Source organism: Glutamicibacter arilaitensis, from assembly GCF_044793945.1.
GTDB classification, from domain to species: Bacteria; Actinomycetota; Actinomycetes; order Actinomycetales; family Micrococcaceae; genus Glutamicibacter; species Glutamicibacter arilaitensis_B.
This window is the reverse complement of record NZ_CP084994.1, coordinates 2733614-2748370: the sequence shown is the minus strand read 5'-3', so window position 1 is coordinate 2748370 and position 14757 is coordinate 2733614. Positions and strand designations below refer to the sequence as shown.

At 58.1% G+C, this 14757-nt stretch carries 14 protein-coding genes and 4 tRNA genes; 12 read left to right on the top strand and 6 right to left on the bottom strand.

Going from position 1 to position 14757, the window contains the following annotated elements:
* Positions 1-145 precede the first annotated feature (145 nt).
* Positions 146-1009, top strand: coding sequence for a zinc metalloprotease HtpX (gene htpX, locus LG294_RS12945; protein WP_404286327.1), 864 nt, complete (start codon positions 146-148; stop codon positions 1007-1009).
* Between the two features lie 117 nt (positions 1010-1126).
* Here the strand turns inward: htpX and LG294_RS12940 are convergent, their stop codons facing one another.
* Positions 1127-1615, bottom strand: coding sequence for a YajQ family cyclic di-GMP-binding protein (locus tag LG294_RS12940; protein ID WP_404286325.1), 489 nt, complete (start codon positions 1613-1615; stop codon positions 1127-1129).
* Positions 1616-1780: 165 nt separating this feature from the next.
* Here LG294_RS12940 and LG294_RS12935 point away from each other — a divergent pair.
* Both LG294_RS12935 and LG294_RS12930 read left to right on the top strand, forming a co-directional pair.
* Positions 1781-1862, top strand: a tRNA-Tyr gene (locus tag LG294_RS12935).
* A 142-nt stretch (positions 1863-2004) separates the two neighbouring features.
* Positions 2005-2376 carry a thioredoxin family protein gene (locus LG294_RS12930; RefSeq protein WP_404286323.1) on the top strand — a complete coding sequence of 124 codons (372 nt, stop codon included), beginning with the start codon at positions 2005-2007 and terminating at the stop codon, positions 2374-2376.
* A 35-nt stretch (positions 2377-2411) separates the two neighbouring features.
* On the opposite strand, the gene LG294_RS12925 is transcribed toward LG294_RS12930, so the two are convergent.
* On the bottom strand, positions 2412-3377 hold the full coding sequence (locus tag LG294_RS12925; RefSeq protein ID WP_404286321.1) for a DNA-3-methyladenine glycosylase family protein: 966 nt from the start codon (positions 3375-3377) through the stop codon (positions 2412-2414).
* A 123-nt stretch (positions 3378-3500) separates the two neighbouring features.
* On the opposite strand from LG294_RS12925, the gene LG294_RS12920 reads away from it, so the two are divergent.
* Positions 3501-4865, top strand: coding sequence for a cystathionine beta-synthase (locus LG294_RS12920; protein WP_404286319.1), 1365 nt, complete (start codon positions 3501-3503; stop codon positions 4863-4865).
* A gap of 28 nt (positions 4866-4893) precedes the next feature.
* Positions 4894-6051, top strand: a complete 1158-nt coding sequence (locus LG294_RS12915; RefSeq protein ID WP_404286317.1) for a cystathionine gamma-synthase — start codon at positions 4894-4896, stop codon at positions 6049-6051.
* 73 nt (positions 6052-6124) lie between these two features.
* Here LG294_RS12915 and LG294_RS12910 read toward each other — a convergent pair whose 3' ends face one another.
* Positions 6125-6535 (bottom strand): hypothetical protein, encoded by a 411-nt coding sequence (locus tag LG294_RS12910; RefSeq protein ID WP_404286315.1) that lies wholly within the window; start codon positions 6533-6535, stop codon positions 6125-6127.
* Between the two features lie 333 nt (positions 6536-6868).
* Here LG294_RS12910 and LG294_RS12905 point away from each other — a divergent pair, with 333 nt between their 5' ends.
* On the top strand, positions 6869-8788 hold the full coding sequence (locus tag LG294_RS12905; RefSeq protein ID WP_404291758.1) for a DEAD/DEAH box helicase: 1920 nt from the start codon (positions 6869-6871) through the stop codon (positions 8786-8788).
* A 325-nt stretch (positions 8789-9113) separates the two neighbouring features.
* Here the strand turns inward: LG294_RS12905 and LG294_RS12900 are convergent, their stop codons facing one another.
* Together LG294_RS12900 and LG294_RS12895 are read right to left on the bottom strand one after the other, a co-directional pair.
* Positions 9114-10544, bottom strand: coding sequence for an HNH endonuclease (locus tag LG294_RS12900; RefSeq protein WP_404286313.1), 1431 nt, complete (start codon positions 10542-10544; stop codon positions 9114-9116).
* Between the two features lie 284 nt (positions 10545-10828).
* Positions 10829-10900 (bottom strand) — tRNA-Thr (locus LG294_RS12895).
* 413 nt (positions 10901-11313) lie between these two features.
* Between LG294_RS12895 and LG294_RS12890 the strand changes: the two genes are divergently transcribed.
* Both LG294_RS12890 and LG294_RS12885 read left to right on the top strand, forming a co-directional pair.
* Positions 11314-11385 (top strand) — tRNA-Thr (locus tag LG294_RS12890).
* Between the two features lie 47 nt (positions 11386-11432).
* Positions 11433-11506: transfer RNA gene (locus tag LG294_RS12885), tRNA-Met, on the top strand.
* A 50-nt stretch (positions 11507-11556) separates the two neighbouring features.
* Here LG294_RS12885 and LG294_RS12880 read toward each other — a convergent pair.
* Positions 11557-12381: a GTP pyrophosphokinase family protein gene (locus LG294_RS12880; protein ID WP_404286311.1), complete on the bottom strand. Its 825-nt coding sequence runs from the start codon at positions 12379-12381 to the stop codon at positions 11557-11559.
* Positions 12382-12615: 234 nt separating this feature from the next.
* On the opposite strand from LG294_RS12880, the gene LG294_RS12875 reads away from it, so the two are divergent.
* From LG294_RS12875 to LG294_RS12860, 4 genes are all read left to right on the top strand, one after another.
* Positions 12616-13488: a DUF2797 domain-containing protein gene (locus LG294_RS12875; protein WP_404286309.1), complete on the top strand. Its 873-nt coding sequence runs from the start codon at positions 12616-12618 to the stop codon at positions 13486-13488.
* Between the two features lie 65 nt (positions 13489-13553).
* On the top strand, positions 13554-13814 hold the full coding sequence (locus tag LG294_RS12870; protein ID WP_404286307.1) for a hypothetical protein: 261 nt from the start codon (positions 13554-13556) through the stop codon (positions 13812-13814).
* A 40-nt stretch (positions 13815-13854) separates the two neighbouring features.
* Positions 13855-14301: a MaoC family dehydratase N-terminal domain-containing protein gene (locus LG294_RS12865; protein WP_404286305.1), complete on the top strand. Its 447-nt coding sequence runs from the start codon at positions 13855-13857 to the stop codon at positions 14299-14301.
* 3 nt (positions 14302-14304) lie between these two features.
* Positions 14305-14745, top strand: coding sequence for a MaoC family dehydratase (locus tag LG294_RS12860; protein ID WP_404286303.1), 441 nt, complete (start codon positions 14305-14307; stop codon positions 14743-14745).
* Positions 14746-14757 lie beyond the last annotated feature (12 nt).

Here is a 14757-nt window from a genome sequence, read left to right as displayed (position 1 = left end):
GTCACTTCGCGCCAATAAACCGCGCCGTGATTCATCTCGCATCGCTTGTGGCGGGCTTCTGCTGGGAACAAAACCATCAAACGGCTCGTTCAAATACACTAAAGAGAACCGCAATGGGATTTCGTACACGGGGAGTGGACCTAAGGTGCATCAACACAATAATGGCTTCAAAACCGCGCTTTTGCTCGGCGGCATGTTTGCCCTCCTGCTGGCGCTCGGATCGCTGATTTCCTTCGGAAGTGGAAACGGGTCATTCATCTGGATCTTTGCCCTGATCGGTGTGGGCACCACCGCTTACGGCTACTGGAACAGCGACAAGATTGCCTTGCGCTCGATGCACGCCTATCCGGTCACCGAGGCGGATCAGCCAGCCATGTATCGAATCGTTCGCGAGCTCTCGATCAACGCGCAGCAACCGATGCCGCGTCTCTACGTATCCCCGACTACCTCGCCTAACGCCTTTGCGACCGGACGCAACCCGCAGAACGCCGCAGTGTGCTGTACCGAGGGAATCCTGCAGCTGCTCGATGAGCGCGAGCTGCGTGGGGTCCTGGGCCATGAACTGATGCACGTGTACAACCGTGACATCCTCACCTCTTCGGTGGCCGCGGCCGTCGCCGGTGTGATTACCGCCGTCGCCCAATTCATGCTGTTCTTCGGCGGACGGGACAACCGAAACGTTAATCCGATTGCGCTGATCGCGATGTCATTGCTGGCACCACTGGCTGCTTCGCTCATCCAGATGGCAGTGAGCCGAACCCGTGAATTCGACGCGGATGAAGATGGCGCCAAACTCACCGGAGATCCGCTGGCCCTTGCCAGTGCTTTGCGCCGGCTTGAGTCCGGGATCAGCGCCGCCCCGCTGGCCGCGCAGGACCAGAAGCTGGTGAACAGCTCGCATCTGATGATCGCGAACCCCTTCGGATCGCGCCTGAAGCAGATGTTCTCGACCCACCCGCCGATGGACGACCGCGTCGCCCGCTTGGAAGCCATGGCTCGCGGCCACTAAATCTGCGATTGAAACTTCGCTATGCGACGACAAAGCCGTTGCCAACTGATTGTTGGCAACGGCTTTGTCATTCTCCGGCTAAACCACCATGTGATGGCCTAGCGCTCCGGCATTGGCCTAGCGGAAATTCACGAACTGCAGGTCGGCTTCGTCGAAGCCACGCAGCAGCGTCATGGTCTCCTGCAAGTCGTCGCGGGACTTGGAGGAAACGCGTAGCTCGTCACCCTGAATGGTGGACTTGACGCCCTTCGGTGCTTCGTCGCGAATGAGCTTATTGATCTTCTTGGCAACGTCCTGGGCGATGCCCTCAACGATGGACGCTTCGATGCGGTATTCCTTGCCCGATGCGTATGGGTCCCCAGCATCTAGGGACTTCAGCGAGATGTTGCGCTTGACCAGCTTGGACTGGAAGATATCCAGCACAGCCTTGACACGCTCCTCGGCGTTGGCCTTCATCAGGATCTTCTCGCCGCTGTAATCAATCTCGGCTCCGACGCCCTTGAAGTCGTATCGCTGAACGATTTCCTTCTGGGCCTGGTGTAGTGCGTTGGCGACTTCTTGGCTGTCTACCTTGCTGACGACATCAAAAGTGGAATCGCTAGCCATGTGATTTCTCCTTGGTGTTCTACGGGTCCAATTCGCTTCATAGCCTACCGGTTTAGCAACATGAATTTGGGCTGTGATCAGGGTTACATCAAAAATACGCCCCTCGATTTCACAACTCTGGAAAACTCCTGTAGAGTTATTTCTCGTTCCGACGTGAACAAACAGGGCAGATTACCCGAGTGGCCAAAGGGGGCTGACTGTAAATCAGCTGGCAACGCCTTCACTGGTTCGAATCCAGTATCTGCCACAAATAACTCCCAGATCTTAGGATCTGGGAGTTTTTTGCTTCCCGCGAAAATTACGCAAATATCCCGGTATCTCGGGCTTTCGCACTGCGTTCAATCTCTCTCAGCTACGTATTTCTGACTGAATTCGGCTACCGTATAAGCATGGCAACTAAAAATGTGAGCGAAGCAGAATTCGCCCAGCTGATTGAAGACAATGGCATTGTGCTCGTTGATTTTTGGGCAGCGTGGTGCGGTCCTTGCCGTCAGTTCGCGCCGGTTTACGAGCAAACTTCGGAAAAGTTCCCGGACGTAGTGTTCGCAAAGGTGGACACCGAAGCCGAACAGGGTCTGGCCCGCGCTGCCAACGTCACGTCAATTCCGACCGTGATGGCATTCCGCGAAAAGGTCCTAGTTTTCTCCCAGCCTGGTGTCCTGAATGCGGCACAGCTCGAAGATCTAGTCACCGCAGTGAAGGGCATCGACATGTCCGAGGTGCACGCACAGATCGCCGAGGAAGGCGCACAGGCGGAGTAGTACAACAGTTATCTAGCAACTAAAGCTTCGGGCTGCTAACGACCTCGGTGATCCAATGGGGCGTAGCGTGGCCCGAAGCTTTGCTTTTTCTGGCCGGAAAGCAGAAGCAACCGAATAACGCGTTGGCGCTGTCCGGCAAACGGGGACAACAACTCAAGCATTTGCGTATCGTCGATGCGACGGCCGGTCAGCGCCTGGCCAACGAACCCGGCCAAATGGAAGTCCCCGACCGAAATGTGGTCGGGAGAGCCGTGGGAACGCTGCAAGGTTTCGGCCACCGTCCAGGGGCCAATGCCGGGCACGGCCAGCAACGCAGCTTCGAGTGTGCCGGCACCGCTTGCCTGCGGTTTCTTCTCAGCCAAATCATGAGTGGCCCACCATTCCAAACGGCTAGCTGCGAACGCTAGCCTGTTCAGGGTTTGTGCCCGCTGATTATCGACTCGGGCGCTTTGCCAATCCCAGCGTTTGAGCGCAGCTACTTGTTCCGGTTGCGGAAAAAGCCGAAGTCCCTCGGGTACTGGGCCGGGCGCTGCCCTTCCATGGTGCCGGATCAGCCAGCGCCAGGCATGATTCGCTTCGATACCGGTGACGCGTTGTTCCAGCACTGCACCGGCGGCATGCTCAAAGAGCCGGTGGGTTCGTGGCAAAACCAGATCCCGGTGCTCGATGCGCTGGCGCTGCACAATTTCGGGCAGGGCCGTGAAGAAATCTCTTTGGTCAAAGCTCGCCCAATCATCCTTTTTGCCCAAAAGGTCTGGCGCATGATCGATGGCCCACTGTGCGCCAGGACCCCATGCACTGAATTGAGCGGCATCATTGAGCGACATTTTTGAGATGTGCAGCGTCGCATCTCCCAAGGGCGTGATGAAGGCTATCCAGGCGTCCGTCGCCGTTAGCCGGATCGTCGGGTCGCCGAGGCCGCGACGCATGATTGCCAAGGACTTCAGCAGGTTCACCGGGCGCTGAGGGTCGTAGGTGCTGCTGACTGCTGGTGTTTGCACGCTCAGTTCCTCTTCCCCCGTTTCGGATCTACCGCTAACATTTCAGGCCAGCGATGGCTATTGGATGACGCAAAGCTACGAGCCGCCACGACATGTGTGACATCCGCCGGTAAAGTTCTTGACATGAAGTATGCGTCTACAGTTCTAGATCTGATTGGCAACACGCCACTCGTCAAACTCAATCGCGTGACCGACGGTATCAAAGCCACCGTGTTGGTCAAGCTCGAATATCTGAATCCGGGCGGATCCATCAAGGATCGCATCTCCCTGAAAATGGTTGAGCGTGCAGAGCAAAGCGGTGAGTTGAAGGCCGGCGGAACCATTGTCGAACCTACCAGTGGCAACACCGGTGTCGGGTTGGCAATGGTTGGACAGCTAAAAGGCTACAAGACCATCTTCGTCACCCCCGACAAGGTCGGCGAGGAAAAACGTGACGTACTGCGTGCCTATGGCGCCGAAGTCGTCGTGACGCCGACCGCAGTTGCCCCGGAATCCCCAGAATCCTACTACGGTGTTTCGGATCGTCTGGTCCGCGAGATCGATGGCGCCTATAAGCCAGACCAGTTCTCCAATCCCGGAGCCCCGGAAAGCCACTTCGAGTCGACCGGCCCGGAAATCTGGAACGATACCGACGGCAAGCTCACCCACGTGGTGATCGGCGCGGGCACCGGCGGCACCATCACCGGTACCGGGCGCTACCTCAAAAAGATCTCCGCCGACCGTGCGGGCGGTCCGGTTAGGGTCATCGCCGCGGACCCGGATGGTTCGGTCTACTCCGGCGGCACCGGCCGCCCATATTTCGTAGAAGGCGTCGGCGAGGACATGTGGCCGGGCAACTACGATCCTGCGGTGCCCGACGTCGTCGAAGCAGTCAACGACGCTGAATCCTTCGAAATGACTCGCCGGCTGGCTCGCGAGGAGGGCCTGCTGCTAGGCGGCTCTTCAGGGATGGCCATCGTGGCAGCGTTGCGCGTAGCCAAGGATCTGAGCGAAGACGACGTCGTGGTGGTCATCGCGCCCGATGGCGGCCGAGGCTATCTGGCGAAGATCTTCAACGACTCCTGGATGCTCACCCAAGGCTTCACCGGCGATGCGGACTCCGAATTATCGAGCATTGCCCGCGCGCTAGCCACGCAGCCACAGCCGACCGTTGCTCCCGAAACCACCTTGGCTCAGGCCGCCAAGGCGCTGCGCGAGTCGGGTGCTGAGGCGCTGATCGTGGCCACCGGCCAGCTGCCCGCCCGGATTGGCGAAATTCGTGGGGTACTCGGCGCGGCAGCCATCACCGACGCGCTCTTGGCCGGCGCTCAGGCCACCAGCACGCTGGCGGACCTTGCGCAGCTGCCGATTCCGCTGCTCGGCGTGGGCGAAGAAGTCGCCCGGGCCCAAGAAATGCTGGCAACGCACCCGGCGGTATTGCTGACGCAAGGCGGAGACGTAGTCGCCGCATTGTCCGCGTCGGACCTGCTGGCCTACGTCACCCGCTAAAGAATTCCATCACAAGGACAGGAACGTCATGACCGAAAATACTCAGGGATCAAATACTCGTTTCGTACACGCTGGTCAGGAATTTGAACCGGTGACCGGCGCTGTTGTACCACCGCTGCACTTCTCCTCGACCTATGCGCAGGAAGCGATCGGCAAATTGCGCAACGGTTATGAATATGGCCGCGGCACCAACCCAACCCGCGACTCGCTCCAGACGCAGCTGGCCGGCGCAGAATTCGGCAAACACGCGTTTTCCTTCAGCTCGGGCCTGGCTGCAGAGGATTCCTTGATCCGCGCGATCCTGCGCCCGGGGGACCACATCGTGCTGGGCAACGACGCCTATGGCGGCACCTTCCGCCTGATCGACCGCGTGCTCGGGGCCTGGGGCATCGGGAACACCCCGGTAGACATGTCCGATGAGCGAGCCTTGACCGCCGCGATCGAGAAGAACAAGGCGAAGCTTGTCTGGGTCGAGACCCCGTCGAACCCGATGATGAAGATCACCGACATCGCCAAGGTAGCCCAGATCGCCCACGCAGCCGGCGCGCTGCTGGTCGTGGACAACACCTTCGCCAGCCCCTTCCTGCAGCAGCCGCTGACCTTGGGCGCAGATATCGTGGTGCACTCCACCACCAAGTACATCGGCGGACACTCCGATGTTGTTGGCGGAGCGGTCATCGTGAACGACGACGAGCTGGCCGAGAAGATCGGCTTCATCCAGTTCGCCGTAGGTGCCGTATCCGGCCCGATGGATGCCTTCCTGACCACCCGTGGTTTGAAGACCCTCGGTGTGCGCATGCGCACCCATAGCGAGAACGCGGCCCAGGTTGCTTCGTGGCTGCGCGAACGCAAGGAAGTGGAGCGCGTGCTCTACCCAGGCTTCGAAGACCACGCCGGCCATGAGATCGCAAAGAAGCAGATGAGTGGATTTGGCGGCATGGTGTCCGTGCAGTTCTCCGGTGGCGAAGCCGCTGCCCGGAAGATTGCCGAAAGCACTAGGCTCTTCACTCTGGCCGAGTCCCTTGGCGGCATCGAATCGCTGATGAACTACCCATCGGAGATGACTCACGCTTCGGTCAAGGGCACCGAACTGGCCGTTCCGGTGAACTTGCTTCGCCTCTCGGTAGGTATCGAAGATACCGCCGACTTGATCGATGACCTGGAGCGCGCTTTCACGGCGCTGTAGGCAGAAAAACGCTGCGGGACTCGTAACCACATAGGTTGCGAGTCCCGCAGCGTTTAAGCGGTTGGGCCCTCGACTATTTTCGTTTGGGCTTCGGCGAGACGCGCTTGAAATACTTGATGCTTGCAGGCGTCCACATCAGCAGCACAGCGACCAGCACCACGGCCGCAAGAATCGCATAGCGTCCCATGCGCAGCAGGGTAGGCAGCGCTGCAATCAACCCGATCCAAGTCAATTGGGCACGCGCTGACCGTTCGCCCTTCCACAGCCGGATGGCCAATAGGCAGAACGCAATGCCGGCTACGGCCAGCAGCGCTACGAGGGCCAGCGGACCAAAGTCCAGGGATTGACCAGTCCAGGTGTCGAAGAATAAATTCGCTGCGAAGCCCAGAAAGAGCACGCCGGCCAAAATCCAAACGAACCGAGAAATGCGCAATGCACCGGGGGTTGGTACGTCTGTAAGCGTGGGGTTCGCGGGCTTTTTCACGTCTTCCAGCCTAGCGTTACAGAGCTGGTTTTGGGTCTTCTGAATCGCGGTGCCCGAACTCACACGGCTCCCACCCTGACAAATGAGCCCTTATGTCGATAGTATTAGGTGTTCGCGAACATCAGGGTTTCCTTGCATCTCGCCCAATTTTTGAGGCTAGAGCCTTCTCGTGTTGTATTTCTTCCGCCAAGTGTGAGCGCGGTTTTTATGTCATAGGGGAGCGCTTGATGAGCGTGAGTAGTTTTCTTACTGTGTAGCCTATGCGTCGTTCTTTCATTTGGGGACGGGTAGGCCTTCCCCAAACGAATGAGGTAATTCTTCGTGTCATCTGACATGCCCGTAAACACCAATGACGAAAAGACCACCGAAGAGCCGACTGTGCTCTTTAGCGAACTTGGTCTTGACGCCCGAGTGCTTGCTGCACTGGCCGACCTAGGCTACGAGAAGCCATCGCCAATCCAGGCCGCCACCATCCCACTGCTTCTTGAAGGCCGTGACGTTGTTGGTTTGGCTCAGACCGGTACCGGTAAGACCGCTGCGTTCGCGCTGCCGGCTCTGTCCCGCATGGCCGAGCTTGCTGACCTCAACGGTCCAGCTCGCACCCCACAGATCTTGGTTCTGGCTCCAACTCGCGAGCTGGCACTACAGGTTGCTGAGGCTTTCACTTCTTACGCTAAGTACCTCAGCGACTTCACCGTCCTGCCGGTATACGGTGGCTCCCCATACGGCCCACAGCTCAACGGCCTGCGCCGCGGTGCACAGGTTGTTGTCGGTACCCCAGGTCGCGTTATCGACCACATCAACAAGGGTTCCCTGGACCTGTCCAACCTCCAGTACGTGGTACTGGATGAGGCCGACGAAATGCTGCGCATGGGCTTCGCCGAAGAGGTCGACAAGATCTTGGAGTCGACTCCAAAGGACAAGCAGGTTGCACTGTTCTCGGCAACCATGCCACGCACCATCCGTCGTATCGCTGCGGAATACCTGCGTAACCCACAGGAAGTTTCCGTCAAGTCGAACACCTCGACCGGTACGAACATCACCCAGCGTTACCTGCAGGTCATGGGTGCCCACAAGCTGGACGCCATGACTCGCATCCTGGAATCCGAGCCATTTGAAGGCGTTATCGCCTTCGTGCGTACCAAGATGGCTACCGAAGATCTTGCCGACAAGCTGAAGGCCCGGGGCTTTACCGCTGCCGCCATCAACGGTGACATCCCACAGCAGCAGCGTGAGCGCACCGTCGAGAACCTGCGTTCGGGCAAGATCGATATCTTGGTCGCAACCGACGTGGCCGCTCGTGGACTTGACGTGGAGCGCATCTCCCACGTCATCAACTACGACATCCCACACGACACCGAGTCCTACGTACACCGCATTGGCCGTACCGGCCGTGCAGGCCGTACGGGTGACGCAATCCTCTTCATGACCCCGCGCGAGAAGTACCTGCTGCGTGCCATCGAGAAGGCTACCCGCCAGCCGGTGACTCAGATGCAGCTTCCTTCCCTGGACACGGTCAACGACCGTCGTATCCAGCGCTTCACCGATCGCATCGATCAGACCATCAGCGGTCAGGATCTGACGACCTTCCGTGAAATCGTCGAGCGTTTCGCTGCTGAGCACGAAGACCTGGATCAGCTGGAAATCGCTGCCGCACTGGCACTGATGGCTCAGGGCGGTCGTCCATTGCTGATGACCGAACCAGTCATTCCACCATCGAAGAAGGCCCGTATGGACCGCGAAGGTGGCCGTGAGGGTGGTCGTGACGGCGGCGCCCGTCGCGAACCACGTGAGCGCGGTGCACGCAAGACTGCAGCTGAGGGCAACGCTATGTACCGTCTGGCCGTTGGCCGTCGTAACCGCGTTCAGCCAGGCTCGATCGTCGGCGCACTGGCAAACGAAGGTGGCTTCGACTCCTCCGAAATCGGTGGCATTGATATCCGTTCGGATCACACCCTGGTCGAATTGCCAGCAGAGCTGAGCAAGGACCAGTGGCGTGCACTGTCCAAGACACGCATCGGCGGCGAAGCTATCGAATTGGAGCTCGACAACGGTCGCAGCCCAGCTGAAGACTCCGATCGCGGTGGCTACGGCGACCGGAAGCGCTCCGGTGGCTTTGGCGGCGGACGCGGCGGCTTCGGCGGCGGCGGACGCGGTGGCGAAAAGCGCGGCGGTTTCGGCGGCGGTGGCGGACGCGGCGGCAAGAGCCGTTTCGGCGAATCAGGCCGTAGCGGCGGACGTCGGGACTACTAAGCACTAGAATTGAAGGCACCCTCTTGAGCCGTGAAAACGGCTCGGGAGGGTGCTTTGATTTAACCCTGATACTTCTAGAGAGTAATGCTTCGACTCTCAGCTAGTTGGCCACCGAGCCGCTTACCGCCGTCGAGGCTGCACTACCCTTGCTGTCCGACAAACAGTCGTTGGATATCGGGCCAAAGATCTCGCTCATTTGGCAATGATTGCAGGCCAGGCTTCGCTGTGCTGGTGCAGCGATGCAAGAGCCCACTCGAAGACCGCTAGCAGCATGTAGGTGCCGATAGCGCATGCATGCTGGGCAGAGTAAAGGCTTCTGGGTTGTTTACTCTTGCTGATGCTGCGGAAGGTGAATCACCGGGGGCGCATAGTCCCGGACCACTCCCGTCGCTGGTGGCGCCAAGGAGCGGTAGGTCCGTCCGTCTCCGGTGTCGATCACGATGGAATGGGGCAGATACGGATCCACTTTTTCATACCAGCCCGGCAGTTCCTTCGCTTTATTGCAGAAGGAGCAGCGGAGCGAAGAATTGTGGACCGTGGTCGGCCCATTGAGGTGTCGTTGGACCACGTGGTCGATTTCTTCCGGGACTCCGTTGCAGTAGGGGGTTTGGCAGTGCACGTCGCGGATTCGGATGAATTCTTTGAGTCCTTCGGGGAATTCGCGGGCTTTGGAGTCCATGGCGATGAGGTCTTGATTCCCTGGGGCGGTGTAGATTCGTTGGATTTCGGGGAAGGTGCAGATCCGTCGGTTGAGTTCGTCATCGTGGACGGTGAGGTGGAAGGGGTCTTTGAGGTCTACTCGGGCTCCGGCGACTAGTTCGCGGGCGTATTGCGCGGGGAGCATTCCGTAGCCTGGCAGGTTTGCTGGTTCCCGGTCGCCGAGGAATAGTGCTTTGTCGGTCATGATGAGCTTGACGTCCAGGAACAGCGGGATTTTGGGTGGGAATCCGTCGAGTTGGCTGCAGATGAGCATGTCTGCTTGGAGTTGTTTTTTGGTGCGGGGGTCTTGGCCGGTGCGGTGGATTGCTTTGGCGCGGTCTTTAATGGATTTGGCTAGTGCGGTGCCCTCGATGAGGGGGAGTTTCGCGCTGAGCAGGACGCAATTTTTGCCTTTGCGGAAGTGGACGTGGCGATTGGCGGCTTCGTCTTCGGCTTGGATGGCTTTTTCGCTGCTTTGGAAGCGTTCGGTGAATTTGCGGACGGTGTCGGTGATGGCGTTGAGGCCGAGGTGGGTGAACATGTCCGGGTGGGTGGCGAAGAGGGCGTCGAATTCGCGGCGGGGGTTGGTGTCGATTTCTTGGAGTGGCGCGGTGATGGCGAGTATTTGTCGCTCGGTGAGGTCCCCTTGTTCGAAGGCGTGGGCCAGGTGTGGGGTGTCTTCGTTGAGGATGCGGCAGGAGGTGAGGTAGCTGCAGGCGCCGTGGGTGGATTGGCGGCGGTTGATGGCGATGGCTGCGGCGGCTCCGCGTTCGCTGCGGTCGATATGGATGCCGCGGTCTTCGTGGGCGCGGACGACTTCTTTTTCGTAGTGGTAGGCGAGTTTGGCTTGGGCTGCGCTGCAGCTGGCTTTGAGGCGTTCCAGGTCGTCGATGCTCTGGGTGAGGGTGGCTCTGTCGCGGTGCTGCAAGGTGGTGGCGAGGCGGGTGTTGAGGTCTTCGATGAAGGGCATGGGGGTGTCCAGGACGCCTGGGGTGGGTGGCCTGGTTGGGGGCTGGGTTTCGAAGTCTTTGTTGGCTTCGTTCTGTTCTTCGAACATGTTTCCACTGTACGGGGTGGTTGGGACGGTTTGGGGTGGTGTTTACCAACTGTGGACTAGTGGAAATTTACCTGGTCGAGCGCTTGTGGATAACGTTAATGAAGAGTCGCAGGCAGTGGCGTTAACGCCGTTGATTGACTCGACAAGAATTGCCCGTTAACGGGCAAGAGGTCGGTGCCCGGGCTGTGTGCAACGAGGACTGTGGCCCGTGCGCAGTTTTCGAAAATGTTTTTGGGAAGCAAAAAGGGAGAAAATCTGTTTACAGATTTTCTCCCTTTTATCCGAGCCCCCTGCCGGAATCGATCCGGCGACCTCGTTCTTACCAAGAACGCGCTCTACCACTGAGCTAAGGGGGCAACAGGTAAATACTTTACACACAATTTTTGTGTTTTCAAAATCAGGGGCAGGTAAGTGCTCGACCTCACAAAATACGCGCTCAGTAGGGGTTCTGCGTATTTCCGAGCGGGAGATGAGGCGCCGTGCGGCAATGGCGCATCTGGCGAGCGGTGACGGTTGCCGCCCTGGCCGACTGGGTTGAGTAGACCGAAAGTGATTCGAAGGAAAGAGCTTCGGACCTGTATCTGCGGTAGGTAGCTTGGAGTGAGTAGCGTCACGGGTAGGTTTTTTCTTGAGAGGTGTTGAAAGTCCAGGATTCAGGAATAGGAATAGTGATTCCGACTTGGGGCTTTGTGAAAATTTGGCATTCGGTTCACGTGGGGTTGGTCCGATTTTTCTTTGCTGAGAAATCCGTGTAAAGTATTTACCTGTTGCCCCCTTAGCTCAGTGGTAGAGCGCGTTCTTGGTAAGAACGAGGTCGCCGGATCGATTCCGGCAGGGGGCTCTGAGTGGGAAGTCTTCTTGGCTTCTACAGGATGATTTCCCACTTGTGGCGGCGTAGCTCAGCTGGTTAGAGCGCACGACTCATAATCGTGAGGTCCCGGGATCGAGTCCCGGCGCCGCTACCGACAAAAGCCTCGAAAACTTTCTAAGTTTTCGAGGCTTTCTTCGTTCTCTAACGCTTTTCCATATTGCCAGTCGTGTTCGACGAGGATTTCAGCGCCAACGCGCGGACCTGCTCAAGCAAGTCTTCATCAAATGGTTCACCAGTAGCGGGGTCTCCCGCATTCGCATCGTGCCCATGCACGGCGGTATGAAGCCGTTGCATCTGGAAATCAAGTTTTTCGGCTGCGCCGGCCGCTTCCGTCAGTTCCTCGACCAAATGCTTAGGCACGGAGCCTTCGTACTTGTAGAAAATCTTGTGTTCCAAAGTGGCCCAGAAATCTTGGGCGATGGTGCGAATCTGTACCTCGACAATCACCGGGACTGGCCCTTCCGACAGGAATACCGGAATCTCCAAGATTAAGTGCAAGCTTTTATACCCGTTAGGTTTCGGGTTCTTGATGTAGTCCTTGATCTGAAGCACCTTCAAATCGTTCTGCGACGTGAGCGTATGAAGGATCTTATAGGTGTCCTTGATGAAGCTACAGGTAATTCGAATCCCCGCAATATCGGTAATATTTGCTCGGATTGACGGAAGAGCCGGATCGATGCCGCGCTTAACAACTTTTCGGAGAATGCTCTCCGGGGATTTCACCCGAGAGGTGACATGCTCGATCGGGTTGTACTTATGCAAGTACAAGAATTCCTCGCGCAGGATCGAAACCTTGGTCAAAACTTCGTCCGCGGCGAAGCGGTATTCCATCATGAACTTGGGGAGCGACTGTCGAAGAGACAACGCGAAGTCATAGGCTAGCGGTCCGTCACCACCACCGGAATTGCTGATCGGAGTAGGTAGGACGGCGTGATGATCTTCTGAATGGGGAGAAATTTTGGCCACCTCTGCATAAAGTAGTAGGCCCGGGGGCATACCAATATTTCGTCAACTTCTTCCACGATAATCCTGTCCTCTAAGAATTGGGCATGAACTAGATACATGTTGGGAGTGCATCTTCATGGTGTTTAACGCTCTAACGTTGAGTGCAGGACTTTTTGAAAGGGTCGGATGATTCTCGAACGTGAAAACCGGCAGCTCTGTCACGGGATTAGTTTTTCGCAAAATGAGCCAGCTCCAATGCTGCGACTTCGCCGAGGCGAAGAGTGGATCAATGAACCACTACGTGAGAACCGATCGATCACGCTGAGCGTGGGGGAGACGAAGTTCTGCCTTGGATATGTGAGCATGCGCGCCGATGGTTCACGCAGCCTTCATACCTGCCCGAAGCTCAAGGGTCTGAATACCGGTACTCAATGCGACGGTTGCCGAAGATTGGACCAAAGCAAATTCATGCACCAATTTCACAAGACCGGCGAAGCGCCTGAGGGATTGCGCAAATACCTGGAACAACCGCATTTCCTCTACGTCGCAAGCTTCGCCCAAGGGGCCACCAAGGTTGGAACGACCTCGACGCAGAGCAAATGGGCGCGGTTGGCGCAACAGGGGGCGGTATCAGCGCGCTACGTCGCACGGGCCGTGGATGGCGCAGCGATCCGCGTGCTGGAAGATCTTGTCACCGAACATGTGGGTCTGAAACAACAAATTCGACAAAAATCCAAGGTAAAAGGACTGACTTCTTGGGAAATGGATGCCGCGAGTTTGGACGCTGCGAATGCAACGGCCGCGCAACGCACGCAAGCCTTCCTCAAATCCCAGGGCGATTTGTCGGCCTATGGCGTGGAATTGCTGGATCAGCAGTGGGAGCAACCGTCATTTGCGCGAGAAGTGATCCGCGCGTGGGATGCGAAGTCCATCCATCCATGGGCCGGAGCGGTTCCGGGCAGCGAATTGAATCTGCGTATCCGCGGGGTGCTTGGCCAGACGATCCTCGTGGACAGCGGCGCGGAGACAACCTTTCGATTGCTAGATGCTGCAGAACTGAAGACGCGTGTGGTGAGCGTGAAAGAGCAGCGAGGCGAGTTCTTCGAAGAGCAATCGCCACTGTTCTGAGTCTCACGGGCGATTTCGCTTCACGCTGGGCGCTGCGGGGCGCACTCTGAACTAAACTGGATGCCATGACCAACACTCCATGGGAAGCGGCCTCTCCGCGTTACAAGAAGCTTGTGTTCACCGCCATGGGTGTAATGGGCTTTGGAATCATTCTGGCAATCATCGGGTCGAACATTCCTTCGTTGCCGCTGGTCTACACCGCAATCTGCATTATGGTCGTTGGCATGCTGTGCCACATTGTGGCGCTGGCGGTTCGTGCCCGGGACACCCGCAACTGGCGCATCGCCAATGGCCTGGCTACCCCGCGCGCCAAGAAGAAAAAGTAACCAGGTCACCAAAAGCCACTTACAACGTTCAGGAGAACCAATGGGTATCAACCCTGACCTCGTGGGGCGTATTTACCCCGCTGGTGCGTCCTATCAGGTAGGACGCGAGAAGATTCGCGAATTCGCTACGGCAACCAAGGCAAGCTCCCCGGCGCACTTCGAGGTGAGCGCGGCCCGCGATCTGGGTTACGCGGACCTGGTTGCCCCGCCAACCTTCGCAATCATCATCGCGCAGCGTGCCGATGCCCAGCTCATCGCGGATCCGGCTTCGGGGATCGACTTCTCCCGCGTAGTGCATGCCGATCAGCGGTTCACCCACCACCGCCCGATCGTTGCCGGCGACGAATTGCTCGCCGAACTCTACGTGGACCAGGTCCGCGAAATGGGTGCCGGAGCGATGATTACCACCCGCTCGGAAATCACCACCGTGGACGGCGAGAAGGTCGCCACCACCACTTCATCGCTACTGGTAAGAGCAGAGGACTAGGCCATGATCGAATTCTCCACCCTGGAAAAGGGCCAGGTCATCGGTTCGAAGACGGTTAGCGTAAACCGCGGCGATCTGGTGCGCTATGCAGGGGCCTCGGGGGACTTCAACCCGATCCACTACAACGAGCGTTTCGCCAAGGAAGTCGAGCTTCCCTCGGTGATCGCCCACGGAATGTTCACCATGGGTTCGGTGATCGAACTGGTCAGCGAATGGGTCGGAAACCCCGGCGCGATCCTGGACTACCAAACCCGCTTCACCAAGCCGGTCATCGTCGAGGATCCAGCGGGCAGCAACCCGAGCGACGCGGCGGGCACCGCCATCGACATCGAAGGCAAGATCGGCGCGTTGGACGAAGAAGCACGCACCGCGCGCGTGGACTTGACGGTATCGGCGAACGGAACCAAGGTGCTGATGAAGTGCCAGGCCGTGGTGCAGCTCTGAACAAGCACCCCA

Bases quoted from the DNA above. Each gene is read 5' to 3' on its own strand.
- LG294_RS12930 (WP_404286323.1), top strand. From the start codon at position 2,005: ATGGCAACTAAAAATGTGAGCGAAGCAGAATTCGCCCAGCTGATTGAA.
- LG294_RS12915 (WP_404286317.1), top strand. From the start codon at position 4,894: ATGACCGAAAATACTCAGGGATCAAATACTCGTTTCGTACACGCTGGT.
- LG294_RS12905 (WP_404291758.1), top strand. From the start codon at position 6,869: ATGCCCGTAAACACCAATGACGAAAAGACCACCGAAGAGCCGACTGTG.
- LG294_RS12860 (WP_404286303.1), top strand. From the start codon at position 14,305: ATGATCGAATTCTCCACCCTGGAAAAGGGCCAGGTCATCGGTTCGAAG.
- LG294_RS12875 (WP_404286309.1), top strand. From the start codon at position 12,616: ATGCTGCGACTTCGCCGAGGCGAAGAGTGGATCAATGAACCACTACGT.
- LG294_RS12870 (WP_404286307.1), top strand. From the start codon at position 13,554: ATGACCAACACTCCATGGGAAGCGGCCTCTCCGCGTTACAAGAAGCTT.
- LG294_RS12920 (WP_404286319.1), top strand. From the start codon at position 3,501: ATGAAGTATGCGTCTACAGTTCTAGATCTGATTGGCAACACGCCACTC.
- LG294_RS12865 (WP_404286305.1), top strand. From the start codon at position 13,855: ATGGGTATCAACCCTGACCTCGTGGGGCGTATTTACCCCGCTGGTGCG.
- LG294_RS12900 (WP_404286313.1), bottom strand. From the start codon at position 10,544: ATGTTCGAAGAACAGAACGAAGCCAACAAAGACTTCGAAACCCAGCCC.
- LG294_RS12940 (WP_404286325.1), bottom strand. From the start codon at position 1,615: ATGGCTAGCGATTCCACTTTTGATGTCGTCAGCAAGGTAGACAGCCAA.